Source organism: Bradyrhizobium sp. LTSPM299 (assembly GCF_000938235.1).
Taxonomy (GTDB): domain Bacteria; phylum Pseudomonadota; class Alphaproteobacteria; order Rhizobiales; family Xanthobacteraceae; genus Bradyrhizobium.
Genome location: NZ_JYMU01000058.1, coordinates 186001 through 202740, shown reverse-complemented (window position 1 = coordinate 202740; position 16740 = coordinate 186001). Strand labels below are relative to the sequence as shown.

Genomic DNA, 16740 nt, shown 5'->3' with positions numbered 1-16740 from the left:
GAGATGTCACGGAGTACTGGATCGTCCGCCGGAGCCTGTCATCGGGCGCGCATTCGCGCGACCCGGTGGCGGACGATGACAGCTCAGCCGAAATACCGGTCCAGCACGCCGCGATAGACCTTCGTCAGCTTCTCCAGATCCGACACCGGTGTGCGCTCGTCGATCTGGTGCATGGTCTGGCCGACCAGGCCGAATTCGATCACCGGGCAGTAGCTGGAGATGAAGCGCGCGTCCGAGGTGCCGCCGGAGGTGGAGAGCTCCGGCTTGCGGCCGGTGACCTCCTCGATCGCCGATACCGCGAGGTCGGTGAACGGCCCCGGCTTGGTGACGAACACATTGGAGTTCGACGGCATCCAGTCGATGTGGGCGCGGATGCGGTTGCCGCAGGCCTTTTCGAGGCGCGCGTCGACCAGCTGGCGCAGGGTTTCCTGGGTGTGGTTGTCGTTGAAGCGGATGTTAAATTTCGCGCGCGCCTGGCCGGGGATCACGTTGCCTGCGGTGTTGCCGACGTCCACGGTGGTGAATTCGAGATTGCTCGCCTGGAATTGTGCGCTGCCGTGATCGAGCGGTTCGTCGCTCAAGGCTACGATCAGCCGCGAGATGTCGGGCACCGGGTTCGACGCGCGGTGCGGATAGGCGACGTGGCCCTGCACGCCATCGACAACAAGCGTGCCGGACTGCGAGCCGCGGCGGCCAACCTTGATCATGTCGCCAAGCACCTCGACATTCGAGGGTTCGCCGAGCACGCAATGGTCGAATTTTTCGCCGCGTTCGGCGCACCATTTCAGCAGCTTGACGGTGCCATTGACCGAGACGTCTTCCTCATCGCCGGTGATCAGGAACGAGATCGAGCCTTTTGGCTTGCCGCCATTGTCTTTGAGATATTGCAGCACCGCGGCGACGCTGCAGGCGATGCCGCCTTTCATGTCGACCGCGCCGCGGCCGTAGAGATAGCCGTCCCTCACCTCGCCGGAGAATGCGCCGAGCGTCCATGCCGATTCATCGCCCGGCGGCACCACATCGGTATGTCCGGCGAAGGTGATATGCAGCGCTTCGCTGCCGATGCGGGCATAGAGATTGTCGATGTCGGCGGTGCCGGGCTCCGAGAAGGTCACGCGATGGGCGTCGAAACCGGCGGCTGTCAGGAGATTTTCGAGAACGCCGAGCGCGCCGGCATCGACCGGGGTGACGGATGGGCAGCGGACGAGATCGCGGGTGATGGAAACAGCATCAGTCATGCCGTCCGCTTAACACGTCACACCGCGGATGGGCCAGCCTTGTGCGGCATGAATTCGAGCTCGCTTTGCTGATCCCAGCCCTGCGTCGGGCGCGACGCGTTGCCGCGGTCGTTGCGCGGCCGTCCCGGTGTCTTGCCGAGCGGATTGGGACCATATTGATTGGGATATCGGGTGCCGGGGAGGAAGCCCATCTCGATGAAGCCGCAGAGATACAACAGCGCCATCGGGGCGGTCAGCAGGAGACACCAGTACGAGTCGGGCAGACGATCGGCGAACTGGTTGCAGAGGCCGGGTAGCACAAAGTAGGGCAGCATCCACCACGCGCTCTTGTCGCGATCGTGCAGGCGCTTGATCGAAGCCGCACAATAGACCCAGACGAACAGTGCCGTTCCGATCACCTTGATCACGGTCCGCGGCAGGCGAGACCAGGAGAGCGATCTGTAGGAGCCTGGATCGACGATCCCGAAGATATCATTGGTGTTGTAGCCGAACGACATGTTCCATCTGAACGCAAGGCCGGCAGCCAGCACCGCGCCGGCGAGGGCGATCATGCCGCAGACGATGACCAGTCCCGCGAGCCAGTATTTGGCGCGGTTGATGCGGCCCTCGAAGCTGAAAAGGTACGACGTCCAATCCATAAAAAACTCCGGGCGGAAATCACTCGCGGCCCGAAATTTTGTCGCTCTGGGGTGGAAACTGGTTCGATCAGTCCCGCAGCAGCTCGTTGATGCTGGTCTTGGAGCGGGTGCGCTCGTCGACACGCTTGACGATCACGGCGCAGGCGACGGCCGGGCCCGGCTGGCCGTTCTTCATCAGCTTTGGCGGCATTGTGCCGGGGACCACGACAGAATATTCCGGGACCTCGCCGATGAAGATCTCGCCGGTCTCGCGATCGACGATCTTGGTGGAGGCGCCGAGGAACACGCCCATCGCCAGCACCGCGCCCTTGCGCACGATCACGCCCTCGGCGACCTCGCTTCGTGCGCCGATGAAGCAATCATCCTCGACGATCACGGGCTCGGCCTGCAACGGTTCGAGCACGCCGCCGATGCCGACGCCGCCGGAGATGTGCACGCGCTTGCCGATCTGGGCGCAGGACCCGACCGTCGACCAGGTGTCGATCATGGTGGCTTCATCGACGTAAGCACCGAGATTGACGAAGGACGGCATCAGCACGACGTTGCGGGCGATGAAGGCTGAGCGGCGGACGATCGCGCCCGGCACGGCGCGGAAGCCAGCATCGCGAAAACGGTTCTCGCCCCAGCCCTCGAACTTCATCGGCACCTTATCCCACGACGAGGCGTTGCCGGGGCCACCGGGAATGGCGCTCATGTCGTTGAGGCGGAACGACAGCAGCACGGCCTTCTTCAGCCACTGATTGACCTTCCACTTGCCGCTGGCCTCGCGCTCGGCGACGCGGGCCTCGCCCTTGTCGAGCAGCTCCAGCGCGTGATCGACGGCCTCGCGGACCTCGCCTTTGGTGGAGGTCGAAACGCCGTCGCGGGCATCGAATGCGGTGTTGACGGTGGATTCGAGGGCGGACAGCGACATCGGGACAATCCTTGGGCGTATCGGGATTATGACGGGAGGTTGGAAGGCTTTTTCGGGATTTGGGGCCGCGGAGTCAAGCCAAACTCCGCCGTCGTCAGGGCGTCAACTGCTGCAAAAACCCGGTCAGATCGTCCGTGACATGATCGACGTGTTCGGCGTCGCGGCCTTCGAGCTCCCAGGTCTCGCGCACCACCTCCCGGCTGCCGTCGGGCACCACAAGCACGGTGGTCATGCCGAGCTGGTGCGGAACGACCAGGTTTCGCGCGAGGTCCTCGAACATCGCCGACCGCGTGGGATCGACGTCATGCAGCGTCAGGAACTTCTGATAAGTCTGCGGCGCCGGCTTCGGCTCGAGATCGGCGGCGATGATGTCGAACACGCCGTCGAAATGATCGCTGATGCCGAGCCGGCCGAGCACCGCATCGACATGGTCGGTCGAGCCGTTGGTCAGGATCAGCTTGCGCCCCGGCAGCTTCGCGATCGCAGCCCCCATCGCCGGATTAGGCTCGAGAGGCGAGTGGTCGATCTTGTGCACATAGGCGAGATAGTCGTCGGCGCGCACGCCGTGCTCGGTCATCATGCCGCGCATCGTGGTGCCGTAGCGCAGGTAATAGTCCTTCTGTATCAGCCGTGCTTCCTCCGGCGAAATCTTCAGCCAGTTGCTGACGAACTCGCCGATCCGCGCATCGACCTGCTGCCAAAGATTGACGTGATGCGGGTACAGGGTGTTGTCGAGGTCGAACACCCAGGTGTCGACATGGCCGAAGCTGCGGGGAGTTTTCATCAAGCTCTCACGGCAAAGAGGGGGCCCATCACGGCATCGCGAAGCGCAGCGTCTTGCCGCCGCTGGTCATGTCGACGGGCACAAAGCCTGTTACGGCGAGGCCGCGGTTGGCGCAGTCGCCCTGGTCGTTGATCTCGAATGTGCTTTCCCGGGTGCATAGCTGGGTGAGGCCGCCCCAGTTCAGCGGCTTGTCCTTGACCTTGATGGTGCGGTTATCGCCGTCGACGGCTTCGGCGAAGGAGTAGATCTGTTTCGGCGCGCCCGTCACGTCGGGATGCAGGCACTTGCCGGGATCGACGCGATACCAGCCGCGGCTGGTCACCACCTTGCCGTCGTCGGTCGCGACTGCGGCCATCACTTTGTGCGGGGTGTCGTTGCACCAGGTCAGCCCCGATGACGATGGCTTCTGCACGGCGTCGACCATCGCGGTGAAGAAGGTCGGCGATTGCACGATGTCGCTGGCGAGCCCGCGGCTCTTGAGGAATGCGGACAGCGCGCCTTGCGTCTTCGGCCCGTCGACGCCGTCGATCGGTGCCGCATCATAGCCCGCGATCACCAGCAGGCGCTGGATGGCGGCGAGCCGCGCCTGTTCGTCGTCATATTCGCTGTCCTCGGCGAGATACGCAGTGAGGTTGCCGTCATCGCCCTGCGTCGGCGTGATCTGGGTGAACTGTGCGGGCGTCTGGCCCGCGCGGCACTGGCGCGCAGCGGCGATCACGAAATTGTCCTGCGCGACGCAGAGCGTGTCGGTGCCGTTCTGCGGGATCGGCGAGGCGCCGTAGACGCCGAGCGCGCGTGCATTCAACAGCACGCGGTCGGCGGTCAGCTGGCCCTGCACCACGACGCGGCAGGTGGCGGGATCGATGCGAAACCAGCCTCGCGTCGCGGTCGCCGCCTTGTCGTCGATACCGATCGCCGCCTCGACCACATAGCTCATGCGGTTGCAGAGCTTGAGATCGGCAAGCGCCGGCGCCCCAGAGAACAGAACCGACACGACGGCGGCCGGCAGTGACATCAAGAGCCGATCTAGCGAAGAGCGACGGTGCGGTGGCCTCGCTTTTAATTCGTCATGCCCGGGCAAAAGCGCGAAGCGCGTATGGACAGCAATGCCCCGGGCATCCACATCTTTCGCCCGGCGATCAAACAAGACGTGGATGGCCGGGATAAACCCGGCCATGACGCTTCGTATGCGCGTGCCCGCATCTCGCATCACTTGTGGATCAGTGTGCCCGTGCCCTGGTTGGTGAAGAGTTCGAGCAGCACCGCGTGCTGCGTCTTGCCGTCGATGATCACGACGCCCTGCACGCCCTGTTCGAGCGCGTAGATACAGGTCTCGACCTTCGGGATCATGCCGCCGGAGATGGTGCCGTCGGCGATCAGCTTGCGGGCATCCTTGATCGACAGGTCCGGAATCAGCTTCTTGGACTGGTCGAGCACGCCGGGCACGTCGGTCAGCAGCAACAGCCGCTTGGCCTTCAGCGCGCCCGCGATCGCGCCGGCAAAGGTGTCGGCGTTGATGTTCAGCGTCTGGCCGTCCTTCGACGTTGCCAGCGGCGCCAGCACCGGGATCAGGTCATAGCCGATCAGCTGGTTGAGCAGCGTGAGATCGACCTTTTCGGGATCGCCGACGAAGCCGAGATCGATCGCCTTCTCGATGTTGGAATCCGGGTCGACCATGGTGCGCGTCGTCTTCGACGCCTTCACCATGTTGCCGTCCTTGCCGGAGAGGCCCACGGCCTTGCCGCCGGCCTCGTTGATGTAGCCGACGATCTGCTTGTTGACCGAGCCCGCCAGCACCATCTCGACGATCTCGATGGTCGCGGCGTCAGTGATGCGCAGTCCGGCTGCGAATTCCGACTGGATGCCGAGGCGCTTTAGCATGGTCGCGATCTGCGGGCCGCCGCCGTGCACCACCACCGGATTGATCGCGGTCTGCTCGAGCAGCACGATGTCGCGCGCGAAGGCCTTGGCGGTGTCCTCGGAGCCCATGGCATGGCCGCCATACTTGATGACGATGGTTTCCTCGTCATATTCCTGCATGTGCGGCAGCGCCTCGGACAGGATACGGGCCTGATCGAGCGGGCTGATCTGCTGGTCGGTCATGGGGCGGGTCTCGTCGTCAGCGGAGGGGCGCGCAGGGTTCTATCCGATTGGCGGGCAGGGCGCAAAGTGCTGCCCCCTCCCATCAGCATGGGAGAAGGCCAGATTGATCAACGCTTCGGCCACATCGCCGCGATCGCCAGCACCACCCAGCTCAGAATCAGCAATGTTCCGCCGGTCGGGGCGGCCATCGGAAACAACCCGTGGCTGGCATATTGGCGGACCGTCAGGTCGCCCGCGAACAATGACGCCGCGATGACGAAACCGATCGCCGCAACGGTTCCGATCCTCGCATGAACGATGGCGCGGTCCGCGACCGCCACGGTCGCAAGCACGGCGGTGGCGTGAAACAGCAGCATCGAGGAGGCGGCCCCCAGCCGCGACGCGTCGGCGAGGTGGGCTGCGGCCGCCGCCAACACCACGCCACAGGCGCCCATCAGCCCGGCGAGGCCGATCAGGATGCGGTGCAGGCCGGCCATCAGCGCCGCTCTTCGATCAGGCGCACCATCGCGGCGCGCAGCTCCGGCATCCCGGCGCCGGTGCGCGACGAGGTCACCAGCACCTCGGGGAATGCCGCGGGGTGTTTGGCCAGCGCCGCAATGGTCTCGGCGAGCGTCGTGCTCAATTCGCCGGCCTTGACCTGGTCGGCCTTGGTCAGCACGACCTGATAGCTGACCGCGGATTTATTCAGCGTCTTCAGCACGTCGAGATCGACGTCCTTGATGCCGTGACGGGCGTCGATCAGCACATAGACCCGCGCCAGCGTGGCGCGTCCGAGCAGGAATTTGTGGATCAGCGCCGTCCACGACGCCACCTTGACCTTGGGCGCCGATGCGTAGCCGTAGCCGGGCATGTCGACGAGGCGAACGTCCGCCTGTTCCGGGCCCTCGAAGAAGATCAGCTCCTGGGTGCGGCCCGGCGTGTGCGAAGTGCGTGCCAGACTGCCGCGGCCGGTCAGCGCGTTGATCAGGCTCGACTTGCCGACATTGGAGCGGCCGGCAAAGGCCACTTCCAGGCCTGCCATCGGCGGCAGCGTCTCGATCGAGGGCGAGGCCCAGATGAAGTGCCAGTCGCCGGCGAACAGCTTTCGCCCTTGCTCGATCAGCTTCGCATCAGGTTCGGTGCTCATGCGAAGGTTTCCATCCATCGTCGTAGCCGGGCTAAAGCGCGAAGACGCGCTTGAGCCCGGGCATGACGAGTTAGGCTTTGCGCGTCCAAGCAACGGCGCTTGCTAGGTCTTCGATACCGCTTTTTTTGACGCAAACGTGGACTTCAGATTGTCGAACAGTTCCACCTTCACGCCGTTGCGGCGCATGATGAAGCTCTGCTGCAGCACCGAGAGCGTGTTGTTCCAGGCCCAATAGATCACGAGGCCCGCCGGGAAGCCCGCCAGCATGAAGGTGAAGATCAGCGGCATCCAGGTGAAGATCATCTGCTGCGTCGGATCCGGCGGCGTCGGATTGAGCTTCATCTGGAACCACATCGTGATGCCCATGATGATCGGCCAGATGCCGAGCGCCAGATAGTGGCCGAAGATCGGAAGCTGCGTCGGATCGTAGTGGAAAAGGCCGAACAGCGTGAACAGATTGGTCGGATCCGGCGCCGACAGGTCCTTGACCCAGCCGAAGAACGGCGCGTGCCGCATTTCAATGGTGATAAACAGCACCTTGTAGAGCGAGAAGAACACCGGGATCTGGAGCGCAACGGGAAGACAACCGGCGATCGGGTTGATCTTCTCCTTCTTGTAGATCTCCATCATCTCCTGCTGCTGCTTCACCCGGTCGTCCGGATAGCGCTCCTTCAGCGCGGCGAGCTGCGGCTGCACCGACTTCATCTTCGCCATCGAGGCGTAGGACTTGTTGGCGAGCGGAAAGAACAGCAGCTTCACGATCACGGTCACGAGCAGGATCGAGACGCCGAAATTGCCGAACAGGTGGTAGAACCAGTCGAGCGCCAGGAACATCGGCTTGGTGATGAAGTAGAACCAGCCCCAGTCGATCAAGAGATCGAAATGGTTCAGCCCGAGCTGCTTGGTGTAGCCGCCGAAGCCGACCAGCGGGAAGTTGATGCCGACCACGCTGGCTTCCTTGGCGCCGGCGAACAGCCGCGCATTGGCGCTGATGGTGCCGCCGATCGGCAGCGTCTGCGCGTCCTGCAGATAGTCGGTCTGGTAGTTGTGGTTGGTGCCGACCGCGTTCGACCTGTAGGTCACATGCAGCTTGGCCGTAGTGTCGGGCAACAGCGCCGACGCCCAGTACTTGTCGGTCATGCCGAGCCAGCCATCGGTGACGTCGAAGGTCATCTGCTTGGCGTCGTCGATCTTCTTGTAGGCGTATTCCTGCAGGCCCTGCTCGCCGAGATAGCCGGTCAGGCCCTCATGCAGGATGTAGTAGCCGGAGACCTGCGGCGTGCCGTGGCGCGAGATCAGCGCGAACGGATAGAGCGTGACCGGCGCGCTGCCGACATTGCTGACCTCGTCCTTGATGGTGAAGAGGTAGCGGTCGTCGATCGAAATGATGCGGCGGAAGGTGAGGCCCGCGCCATTGTCGTATTTCAGCATCACCGGGGTGGTCGGGGTCAGGCTGCCGGAGCCGTCCTGTTGCCACTCGGTGTTCTGGTCGGGAATGCGCGCCGTCGTGCCGCTCGCAGGCACCCAGCCGAATTCGGCGTAATAGGGGGCGGCGGTCTGCGACGGCGAGAACAGCACGATCGGCGGCGAGGCCGGGTCGACCGTCTCGCGGAACTGAACCAGTGCGATGTCGTCGATGCGCGCGCCCTTCAGCGAGATCGAGCCTGTGATCCGCGGGGTGTCGATCTTGACGCGCGGGGCGGCTGCGATGGCAGCCTCACGGCTGACGGCCGGTTCGGCGATGGCCGAGGGTTGCGTGGCGGTTGGCGTGCCGCTGGCCGACGGCGATGGCGTCGTCGTGGGGCTCTGGCCAGGCGTCGGCTGCGCCGTCGGCTTCAGCAGCTCGGTCTGTCGCTGGGTCTCGGCGCGCTGCTTTTCCATCTGCGGCACGTTGTAGAAATATTGCCAGGCGATCAGGACGACCCCGGACAGAATGACGGCAAGGATGGTGTTGCGGTTGTCGGACATCATCTTAGGGTCTCGTCATTCCGTTCGGATTACGCGCCTTGTTAGGTACCTTGGGCGCAGGCCGGTCGAGGCGGCGCAGCGCCGACCGCAGATCGTCAATCATGGTCGCAAAGTCACGGGTCAGCGCGTCACGGCGGCCGACTAGCACATAATCATGGTGCGGCAGCATCGATATGACGTCGACCTGCTTCACCACTTCGCGAAGCCGGCGGCGAATGCGGTTTCGCTCGGTCGCGGTCCCGTTCTTCTTGGTGACGGTGAATCCGACTCGGATCGGGCCATCATCGTCGCGGCGCAGTCCCTGCAGCACAAAGGCCGTACTGTTCGCCCGCGCGCCATTGGCAACGGCGAGGAAGTCCGCCCGCTGCCTTAGCCGATCCATAAGGTATCTCCGGGGAGGAGACGTCCGGGCTTAGGCGCTCAGGCGCTTGCGGCCACGCGCGCGGCGCGCGGCGAGGACCTTGCGGCCGCCAGTCGTGGCGAGGCGAGCGCGGAAGCCGTGACGGCGCTTGCGCACCAGTTTGCTGGGTTGATAAGTCCGCTTCACGGGTAAGTCTCCGCTGACCGGGCAGTTCGCCCGGATTAAGATAAGTCCGTTGAGATGAAGTCCGGTGATGCTGGCGGGCCCACGGCGAGCCGTTCACGGCCCCAATGAGCCGCCTCCGGTCAAGAACCGGACCATCGCGGACAATTGCGCGGCTTATAAGGGAGCGTCCCCTTTTCGTCAACGTCGCAGGGTGTCGCAAAAGGACTTCTTCGAAAGGTCGCAATTGGGACGAATATATCTGTTTTCGCGGGGTTTTTGGCGGTAAGGGGCAGCGCTTTGCGGCGTCTGAGGGAACCTGCCGACATTAGCGATCCGTAATTTGACCGGCTTGGGGGCCGGGCCGCATCTTCGACCCCCTAAGCCAAGCAAGGCCTTAGTTGTGGCTGTAACCGACGATCAGGCGACCGCGCTGAAGCTGCGGCCCAAGCCATCCCTCCGGCTCGGGCTGTCTGGCAAGCTGTTGCTGCTGACGATTCCCCTGGTGATGATCGCCGGGCTGCTGATCTATGTGCCGGCGATCGCCAACTTCCGCATGAATCGGCTGAACGACCGCCTGGCCGCCGCCAACACCGCGGCGCTGGTGCTGGATGCCGCGCCCTCCGGCATGGTGCCGGATTCGCTGTCGCGGCAGATCTTGACCAGCATCGGCGCGCGCGCGGTCGCGATCAAGCTGGGGCAGCAGCGCCGCCTGCTCGCCAGCGCCGACCTGCCGGCCGCGATCGATCATGACGTCGACATGCGGAACTTGACGGTGTGGTCGGCGATCGTCGACGCCTTCGAGATCATGCTGGAGCGGGGCGACCAGACCATCCGTGTGGTCGGCGCGGCGCCGGGCCAGGCCCAGTTCATCGAGGTGGTGATCGACGAAAAGCCGCTGCGGCAAGCGATGTACCGCTTCTCGCGCAACGTCCTGGTCGTTGCGCTCCTGATCGCGGGGCTGACCGCAGGTCTCGTCTATCTCGCGCTCCACTATCTGTTCGTCCGCCCGATGCGGCGGCTGACCGCGAACCTGATCGGCTTCCACGAAAATCCGGAAAGCCCGGCGCGAATCATCGTGCCGAGCCAGCGCGGCGATGAGATCGGCGTCGCCGAGCGCGAGCTGTCGGACATGCAGCGCGATCTCGTCTCGATGCTGCATCAGAAGAGCCGGCTCGCGGCGCTGGGGCTGGCCGTCTCCAAGATCAATCACGATTTGCGCAATCTGCTGGCCTCCTCGCAACTGCTGTCGGACCAGCTCGCCAGCGTGCCCGATCCGCGGGTGCAGCGCTTTGCGCCAAAGCTGTTGCGCTCGCTGGAGCGCGCCATCGCCTTCTGCCAGTCGACGCTGTCCTACGGCCGCGCGCAGGAGGCGGCGCCCGACCGCCGCGTCATCGCGGTCGAGCCGGCGGTCGCCGAGGTGCGGGAATCCGCAGGTCTCGCCACCGATGCCAGCATCGCCTGGATCAGCGCGATCGAGCGCGGGCTGACCATCGACGCCGATCCAGACCAGCTGTTCCGGGTGCTGCTCAACCTCGTGCGCAACGCGGCGCAGGCGCTCGAGAACCGGCCGGCCAGCGACGGCGGTGCCCTGCAGATCCGTATCACCGGCCGCCGCGAGGGGACGGTTGCGATCATCGAGGTCTCCGACACCGGCCCCGGCGTGCCGGCCAAGGCGCGCGAGCATCTGTTCGAGGCCTTCCAGACCTCGGGCCGCCCCGGCGGCAGCGGGCTGGGACTGGCCATCTCCGCCGAACTGATCCGCGCCCATGGCGGCAATATCCATCTGGTCGAGGGCACCATCGGCGCCACCTTCCAGATCTCGATCCCGGACCGCCCGGTGGAACTGCTCTCGATCCGGAACGAGCGGGCACGGGCGTAAGCCAAGCCGTCATTCCGGGGCGGCGCAACGCGCCGAACCCGGAATCTCGAAGTTGTTGCCCGAGATTCGGGGATCGCACCGCGGCCGGGCCCGAAACGACAGAAAATGGGTCATTCCAGGCTCCATTTTCGCCCTTTCCGATCAAATTCGCCGGTCAGAACCTGCCTCCAAGACCTTGCCAACCGGACCCGGAGCCTGTAGCTAAAGCGCTCTTTCGCGCTGTCTCCGGGCCTCCCGGATGCACGCGGGCCCTATGGCCCTGCCGCGAAAATGCGCCCGTAGCTCAGCTGGATAGAGCATCAGACTACGAATCTGAGGGTCGGACGTTCGAATCGTTCCGGGCGCGCCATTTTCCCACCATTCTGAACAGAGTCGCGAACCCAACAGGGTGCACGGAAGTCGACTATCGGTGCCTTATCCAGACCGATAGTTCGATTGCGACCGTGGGTGTCGTGTTCTTGCATTTTGGCTTTCAAGACACTTTAAGCGCGCCTTCAGAGGATGATGCACAGTCCCGATTGGTAAGCAGTACCGGTGCGATGTCAGGCCGGGCTCACTCGGCGTAGGACTGGGTGGCCCAGGCCGCCCTTAGTTTCGGCGAGACATGAGCACCGAACTGCCCGAACCACTTGTTGAACAGGGCTTCGGCCTCGCCCGATTTGAACATCTTCCCCATGGAATGGTTGACGATCCAGATGATCGTCGGGTTTAGCTTGGGCACCATGAAGCCTTGGGGCGCATAGCCATATTCATCGCCAACGATTTCCAGCGCGTCGGGCTTCTTCGACTGCCGTATCAGCCCGTAGAAGGCGCCGTTGTCGCTGAAATAGGCGTCGGCGCGCCTGGTCTCCACGGTGATCAGGCCGGCCGCGTGGTCGTCGACGTTCAGGATCCGGATGTTCAGCTTCTTTTCGGCGACGAGGTTTTTGAGGTCAGGCTCACTACTGCCGCCGGTTGCCACGGCGACGATCTTGCCGTTCAAATCGTCATAGCTCTTGATGCCGGTGCTCTTGAGAGCGAGCATTTGGCTCGACGAAACATAGGAGACCGACGAGAAGTCAACCTGCTTGTTGCGGCCGAAAGTGTTGACCGTACCTTCGCATTCGAGGTCTATCGTGCCATTGGCGACGAGCGCCTGACGGTTCTGGATCGTAACCGGGACGTATTTGATCTTGATCTCCGGCAGGTTCAACTCGCTCTTGATGTCTTCGATGATGCGTGTGCAGAACTCGATCGAATAGCCCGTGGGGTTCTTTTTGTCGTCGAGGTAACTGTAGGGAAACAAAGTGTCCCTGACGCCCATGGTGATGGTCTGGGTGTCGCGCAACTTCTTGACGATGGAGTCCACCTCCTGCGCCCCGGCGGACGAAGATGCGAGGCCGATGGCTAGGAACGCGCCTGTGGCGGCAGCAAGATTGGGTGTCATAGGTCTCTCTCGGTTGTCGCGATCGCTCGCATGGTGATCCGCCCCCGGCTGAGGGAGGGTGTCTAGAATCCTCCGCGTGCTCGCGTCTGGAGTTCCTCCCGCGTCATCTGCATGAGGCCGAGCGCGGGCAGAAGGTCATTGTCTTGTGTGAAGTCGCGGCCGTAGGCCGCCGAGAGCATGGTCACCCCGGCCTCGTGAAGCGTCGCCGGACGCCCGACGAGCTGCCCGAGCAGCACCGTCGGCAGCAATCCGAAGGGGGCGTCCTCGAGGACGTAGCGGCTGTCCAGCGTGGCTGGGCCGAAGCCGCCGCGCCCGCGGTTGTGTAGTTCGGCATTCATCTCGGCGATGCTGGCGACCGGAAGTTGATAGGAGTAGGCGTAGTGTTCGCGGATGGTCCGCACCGAAACGCCGAAGGCTTCGGCGATCGCCAGCCGCTCGGCGTCGAGCGCTTCCATCACGCGCCCGACGGCCGGCGTGACGTTCTCCGCCTGCCCCCAGCGCTCGCCGCGCTCCATGCGCGTCAGGTTGAACAGGGCGATGCCGAGATGGTTCTGCGGGTTGAGGTTGCTGAGCGCGATGGCGAGAAGCCCGTCGCGTTCGACGAAGCGGTCGCCGAACAGCGCGGTGCAGAGCGCGAGACCTTCGGCGCTGCCGCTTTGCGGCACCGTCGCGAGATCGACCTTCGAGCGCACCGAGTTGACGGCGACCTCGGTGGGCGAAGTCTTGCGGCCGGTGGTCAGCGTCGTGTTCCAGGTGATGATCGGTGCACGGACTCCCCGCGCCGCGAGCTGCTGCGAGAGATAGAGCGCGCCAAAGGAGGCGTGCGAGCTGATGATGATCGGCTGGCCATCCCGCAGGTGCTGCGCCGCGGCATCGAGGGCCATCTTGTGGGCGTAGCCCGGCATCGCGAGCATCAAGACGTCCGCGTCGGCGATGGCTTCGGCGGCACCGCCGGCAATGCGCGGATGGAAACTCGTCTCGATCGCCATCGTCGCCCGCAGCGGATCTCCTGCCGCGAAGGCTGCCGTGCTCCGGCCGGAAGGCGACCACAGCATCGGGTCATGCCCCGCCGTCGAGAGATAAGCGGCGGCGGCGCAGGCGGCGGAGCCGGCTCCAAGAATACTTACGCGCATGTTGCGAGCGCCTTTTCTGGGTCTGGTAGAGGAAGGGCGGTCATCTCAGGCGCTCAATGCGTCAAGACCTTGGTGAGGAACTGCTTGGCCCGCTCCGAGGCGGGGGCGGTGAAGAACTGGGCCTTGGGCGTGTCCTCCACGATCTGGCCACGGTCCATGAACAGCACGCGATCGGCGACGCGCTGGGCGAAACCCATCTCGTGGGTCACGACCATCATGGTCATGCCTTCGAGCGCGAGCTCCTGCATCACTTCCAACACCTCGTTGATCATTTCGGGGTCGAGCGCCGAGGTCGGCTCGTCGAAGAGCATGGCCTGTGGATCCATGGCCAGAGCGCGGGCGATCGAGACGCGCTGCTGCTGCCCGCCTGAGAGCTGGCTGGGTCGGCTGTCCCGCTTGTCGCCGAGCCCGACCCGCGCCAGAATTTTCTCCGAGCGCGCATCGGCCTCCGCCCGTGAGCGCTTCAGCACATGGGTCTGCGCCAGGCTGACATTCTGCAACGCGGTCATATGTGGATAGAGTTCGAAGCTCTGGAAGACCATGCCGATGCGCGAGCGCAGGGCCGGCAGGTCAGTCTTGGGCGAGGAGACGGAGACGCCGTCCACGGTGATTGCGCCGCGCTCGAACGGCACGAGCCCGTTGATGCATTTGATCATCGTGCTCTTGCCGGAGCCGGACGGCCCGCAAACCACCACGACCTCGCCGAGGTTGACCGTAGCGGAGCAGCCGCACAGGATTTGCTGGTTGCCGTAGGATTTATGCAAGTCCTCGATGACGATCATGACGGCAGGCCCTTCCTGTAGAACTCGGCGGCTTTCGTCGTGCTCAGGCAAATCACCAGATAAACCACAGCGACCAGCGTATACATTTCAGTGGCGCGCCCATCGCGGGATGCAACGACGCTCGCCGCGGTCAGGAAATCATGCAGTGAGACGACATAGACCAGCGACGTGTCCTGGAAGACGATGACGATCTGGTTCAGGACCAGCGGCATCATCGCCCGCAGCGCCTGCGGCAGGATGATGAGGCGCAGCACCTGAGTGCGCCGCAGCCCGGTCGCCAGCCCCGCATCGCTCTGTCCGTTGCGAACGTTCGAGATGCCGGCGCGGACGATCTCGCAATAGAACGCCGCCTCAAACAGCACGAAGGCCAATAGTGCCGAGGCCAGCGAGCCGACTGGCCTGCCGATGGCGAGCGGCACGAGGAAGTAGAACCAGAACAGCACCAGCACCAGCGGTAGCGTGCGCATCACGGTGACGTAGGCCGAGGCGGGGACGGAGAGCAGCCGGTGCGAGGACAGCCGCATCAGCGCAAGTCCGAAGCCGAGGATCAGCCCGCCAACGGTCGCGACCAGTACGAGCAGCGCGCTGAGCGCCATGCCATCTGCCAGAAACCCCGAGGAGCGGGCAATGACGCCCCAGTCGAAATCGCTCATGCCGGCGCTTTTCGCAGGGCCGCGCCGCCGATCTTGAGATCGATGAAGCGCATCAGCCCCGTCACGCACAGGCCGATGACGAGGTAGCCGATCGTCGCGAAGGTGAAGACCTCGAAGCCCTGGAAGGTGTAGTTCTCGACATGGCGGCTCTGCGCGGTGAGTTCGAGCACGCCTATCGTCAGGCTGAGAGAGGAGAGCTTGACGGTGATCAGGAATTCGGAAGTCAGCGGCCCGACAATGGCGCGCAGGCCCAGTGGCAGCACGATCAGTCGGAAGGCCTGCACCGGGCGAAGTCCCGTCGCCAGCGCTGCCGGCATCAGCGGAGCGCCCACCGCCTCGATTCCGGCGCGGACCTGCTCGGCGACGCGCGCGCCGGCGAAGAGGCCGATGGCCACGACAGCGGTGACGGCCTCTGGATAGGGCAGATCCCTCTTCAGCCAGAGCCCAACGGCATCGGGGACCACCTCGGGCAGAACGAAGTACCAGAGAAAGAGCTGCACCAGCGGCGGAATGTTGCGGAAGACGTCGATATAGAGCCCGGCCAGCAGCCGGGCACTACGCGAAGGGGCGCTCCGGGCGATTCCGATCAGGACGCCGACCGTGAGCGCGACGGCCCAACTGGCAAGGCTGATGATCACGGTCCAGAGCAGACCGTTCCACAGCCAACCCGTATAGGTATCTTTGAAGAGGACCGACCAGTCCCAACGGTAATTCATGTCGCGGAAGCCCTGTCTCGCGATATCTCAGCATTGCAGCGCGAGTCTCGGCCGTCCATTGGCGCCCCTTGAATTCCATTATTCGTGGAATGATTCCGCCATCGATTGAATATTGTCAAACGTACCGGTTGCGGGCGCCGGGTCAATTCGCCTGGGCCAGCTCGCCGCTGCTGCCTTTTACCGCTGGTTCGGCCGGGGGGCGCAACTTCTGGGAGCCGGGTTTGGGGCCACGCTTGCGGTTTAATCCTGCAGGCCCATGCAGCTTCCACGCCTTGCGCGAGTCATGCAGAAGTTTGCGTGAAACACCTAGCTTGCGCGCCAATGGCAACACAGCTTCACCCGCCTCAAGCCGCTTGATCGCCGCCAGCTTGAACGCTGTCGGAAGCGGCTTGAACTTAACTTTGTCTCTCATAGGTCATCCTCCAGGATAACCTGTCACAGAAATTACCGTGTCTCACTTACGGGGTGCAGTCCAGTGCACTCAATTGATGCCTGATATCATCGCTTGCGTCACGCTCATCCCGCCTAGCTCGTGTCGTCGTCCCCGACTGGCCGAACCCCGCGGCCCCGCGCGGCAACGCCGCGCGCGGGCATTCCGGGCATGGAAGTTATTGCCCGGCGACGGACGTTCGCAGATTTCGGAATAATGGAAGAATGCCACTGAGTTGCCCGCCGCGTCAAGTGGTTTTTCCGAGTGCCGGCACCCGCCTGCTACTTTGCATGGGGTTGTTTTCGATATTTTGGTGGCGCACACCTTCGATAGGAGTTCTCCAATGGAGGCAAAGGCACGGGGCGACACGCATGGTGCGCCTGCCGCCCAGTGCCGTCGTCGAACACGCGGCCGTGACAAAGTCG

At 64.0% G+C, this 16740-nt stretch carries 18 protein-coding genes and 1 tRNA gene; 2 read left to right on the top strand and 17 right to left on the bottom strand.

Annotation, left to right across the window (positions count from 1 at the left end):
- Window positions 1–83: 83 nt before the first annotated feature.
- The 11 genes from dapE to rpmH all read right to left on the bottom strand — a co-directional run bounded on the left by dapE (window position 84) and on the right by rpmH (window position 9317).
- Window positions 84–1238 carry a succinyl-diaminopimelate desuccinylase gene (dapE, locus tag UP10_RS30010; protein WP_044590789.1) on the bottom strand — a complete coding sequence of 385 codons (1155 nt, stop codon included), beginning with the start codon at window positions 1236–1238 and terminating at the stop codon, window positions 84–86.
- A gap of 17 nt (window positions 1239–1255) precedes the next feature.
- Complete coding sequence (locus UP10_RS30005; protein WP_044590788.1) at window positions 1256–1876, bottom strand: DUF805 domain-containing protein; 621 nt, start codon at window positions 1874–1876, stop codon at window positions 1256–1258.
- A 67-nt stretch (window positions 1877–1943) separates the two neighbouring features.
- On the bottom strand, window positions 1944–2789 hold the full coding sequence (gene dapD, locus UP10_RS30000) for a 2,3,4,5-tetrahydropyridine-2,6-dicarboxylate N-succinyltransferase (protein ID WP_044590787.1): 846 nt from the start codon (window positions 2787–2789) through the stop codon (window positions 1944–1946).
- A 94-nt stretch (window positions 2790–2883) separates the two neighbouring features.
- Window positions 2884–3576 carry a pyrimidine 5'-nucleotidase gene (locus UP10_RS29995; protein ID WP_044590786.1) on the bottom strand — a complete coding sequence of 231 codons (693 nt, stop codon included), beginning with the start codon at window positions 3574–3576 and terminating at the stop codon, window positions 2884–2886.
- A 25-nt stretch (window positions 3577–3601) separates the two neighbouring features.
- The gene (locus UP10_RS29990; protein WP_044590785.1) at window positions 3602–4588 is read right to left on the bottom strand and encodes a DUF1036 domain-containing protein; all 987 of its coding nucleotides are present in this window, start codon (window positions 4586–4588) and stop codon (window positions 3602–3604) included.
- Between the two features lie 194 nt (window positions 4589–4782).
- On the bottom strand, window positions 4783–5676 hold the full coding sequence (argB, locus tag UP10_RS29985) for an acetylglutamate kinase (RefSeq protein ID WP_044590784.1): 894 nt from the start codon (window positions 5674–5676) through the stop codon (window positions 4783–4785).
- A gap of 107 nt (window positions 5677–5783) precedes the next feature.
- Entirely contained in the window at window positions 5784–6152 is a 369-nt protein-coding gene (locus UP10_RS29980; RefSeq protein WP_044540951.1) for a DUF423 domain-containing protein, read from the bottom strand.
- The gene (gene yihA / locus UP10_RS29975; RefSeq protein ID WP_044590783.1) at window positions 6152–6802 is read right to left on the bottom strand and encodes a ribosome biogenesis GTP-binding protein YihA/YsxC; all 651 of its coding nucleotides are present in this window, start codon (window positions 6800–6802) and stop codon (window positions 6152–6154) included. Before yihA ends, UP10_RS29980 begins: the two co-directional genes overlap by 1 nt.
- 102 nt (window positions 6803–6904) lie before the next feature.
- Complete coding sequence (yidC, locus tag UP10_RS29970) at window positions 6905–8770, bottom strand: membrane protein insertase YidC (protein WP_044590887.1); 1866 nt, start codon at window positions 8768–8770, stop codon at window positions 6905–6907.
- A 4-nt stretch (window positions 8771–8774) separates the two neighbouring features.
- Complete coding sequence (gene rnpA / locus UP10_RS29965; protein WP_044590782.1) at window positions 8775–9152, bottom strand: ribonuclease P protein component; 378 nt, start codon at window positions 9150–9152, stop codon at window positions 8775–8777.
- Between the two features lie 30 nt (window positions 9153–9182).
- The gene (gene rpmH, locus UP10_RS29960) at window positions 9183–9317 is read right to left on the bottom strand and encodes a 50S ribosomal protein L34 (RefSeq protein ID WP_006609582.1); all 135 of its coding nucleotides are present in this window, start codon (window positions 9315–9317) and stop codon (window positions 9183–9185) included.
- 379 nt (window positions 9318–9696) lie between these two features.
- Between rpmH and UP10_RS29955 the strand changes: the two genes are divergently transcribed.
- Window positions 9697–11175 carry a sensor histidine kinase gene (locus tag UP10_RS29955; RefSeq protein ID WP_044590781.1) on the top strand — a complete coding sequence of 493 codons (1479 nt, stop codon included), beginning with the start codon at window positions 9697–9699 and terminating at the stop codon, window positions 11173–11175.
- A 272-nt stretch (window positions 11176–11447) separates the two neighbouring features.
- A tRNA-Arg gene (locus tag UP10_RS29950) sits at window positions 11448–11524 on the top strand.
- A 204-nt stretch (window positions 11525–11728) separates the two neighbouring features.
- Here the strand turns inward: UP10_RS29950 and UP10_RS29945 are convergent.
- The 6 genes from UP10_RS29945 to UP10_RS29920 form a co-directional block, all read right to left on the bottom strand.
- The gene (locus UP10_RS29945) at window positions 11729–12601 is read right to left on the bottom strand and encodes an amino acid ABC transporter substrate-binding protein (RefSeq protein ID WP_044590780.1); all 873 of its coding nucleotides are present in this window, start codon (window positions 12599–12601) and stop codon (window positions 11729–11731) included.
- A 62-nt stretch (window positions 12602–12663) separates the two neighbouring features.
- On the bottom strand, window positions 12664–13734 hold the full coding sequence (locus UP10_RS29940) for an NAD/NADP octopine/nopaline dehydrogenase family protein (protein ID WP_044590779.1): 1071 nt from the start codon (window positions 13732–13734) through the stop codon (window positions 12664–12666).
- Between the two features lie 53 nt (window positions 13735–13787).
- A complete protein-coding gene (locus UP10_RS29935; RefSeq protein WP_044590778.1) occupies window positions 13788–14516 on the bottom strand; it encodes an amino acid ABC transporter ATP-binding protein in 729 nt (242 codons plus the stop codon).
- Entirely contained in the window at window positions 14513–15169 is a 657-nt protein-coding gene (locus UP10_RS29930) for an amino acid ABC transporter permease (protein ID WP_044540959.1), read from the bottom strand. Before UP10_RS29930 ends, UP10_RS29935 begins: the two co-directional genes overlap by 4 nt.
- The gene (locus tag UP10_RS29925) at window positions 15166–15885 is read right to left on the bottom strand and encodes an amino acid ABC transporter permease (RefSeq protein WP_044590777.1); all 720 of its coding nucleotides are present in this window, start codon (window positions 15883–15885) and stop codon (window positions 15166–15168) included. The genes UP10_RS29930 and UP10_RS29925 overlap by 4 nt, the downstream gene beginning before the upstream one ends.
- A 142-nt stretch (window positions 15886–16027) precedes the next feature.
- Window positions 16028–16297 carry a helix-turn-helix domain-containing protein gene (locus UP10_RS29920; RefSeq protein ID WP_044590886.1) on the bottom strand — a complete coding sequence of 90 codons (270 nt, stop codon included), beginning with the start codon at window positions 16295–16297 and terminating at the stop codon, window positions 16028–16030.
- Between the last annotated feature and the right edge of the window lie 443 nt (window positions 16298–16740).

Bases quoted from the DNA above. Each gene is read 5' to 3' on its own strand.
- dapE (WP_044590789.1), bottom strand. From the start codon at position 1,238: ATGACTGATGCTGTTTCCATCACCCGCGATCTCGTCCGCTGCCCATCC.
- UP10_RS30005 (WP_044590788.1), bottom strand. From the start codon at position 1,876: ATGGATTGGACGTCGTACCTTTTCAGCTTCGAGGGCCGCATCAACCGC.
- dapD (WP_044590787.1), bottom strand. From the start codon at position 2,789: ATGTCGCTGTCCGCCCTCGAATCCACCGTCAACACCGCATTCGATGCC.
- UP10_RS29990 (WP_044590785.1), bottom strand. From the start codon at position 4,588: ATGTCACTGCCGGCCGCCGTCGTGTCGGTTCTGTTCTCTGGGGCGCCG.
- argB (WP_044590784.1), bottom strand. From the start codon at position 5,676: ATGACCGACCAGCAGATCAGCCCGCTCGATCAGGCCCGTATCCTGTCC.
- UP10_RS29980 (WP_044540951.1), bottom strand. From the start codon at position 6,152: ATGGCCGGCCTGCACCGCATCCTGATCGGCCTCGCCGGGCTGATGGGC.
- yihA (WP_044590783.1), bottom strand. From the start codon at position 6,802: ATGAGCACCGAACCTGATGCGAAGCTGATCGAGCAAGGGCGAAAGCTG.
- yidC (WP_044590887.1), bottom strand. From the start codon at position 8,770: ATGTCCGACAACCGCAACACCATCCTTGCCGTCATTCTGTCCGGGGTC.
- rnpA (WP_044590782.1), bottom strand. From the start codon at position 9,152: ATGGATCGGCTAAGGCAGCGGGCGGACTTCCTCGCCGTTGCCAATGGC.
- UP10_RS29945 (WP_044590780.1), bottom strand. From the start codon at position 12,601: ATGACACCCAATCTTGCTGCCGCCACAGGCGCGTTCCTAGCCATCGGC.
- UP10_RS29940 (WP_044590779.1), bottom strand. From the start codon at position 13,734: ATGCGCGTAAGTATTCTTGGAGCCGGCTCCGCCGCCTGCGCCGCCGCC.
- UP10_RS29935 (WP_044590778.1), bottom strand. From the start codon at position 14,516: ATGATCGTCATCGAGGACTTGCATAAATCCTACGGCAACCAGCAAATC.
- UP10_RS29930 (WP_044540959.1), bottom strand. From the start codon at position 15,169: ATGAGCGATTTCGACTGGGGCGTCATTGCCCGCTCCTCGGGGTTTCTG.
- UP10_RS29925 (WP_044590777.1), bottom strand. From the start codon at position 15,885: ATGAATTACCGTTGGGACTGGTCGGTCCTCTTCAAAGATACCTATACG.
- UP10_RS29920 (WP_044590886.1), bottom strand. From the start codon at position 16,297: ATGAGAGACAAAGTTAAGTTCAAGCCGCTTCCGACAGCGTTCAAGCTG.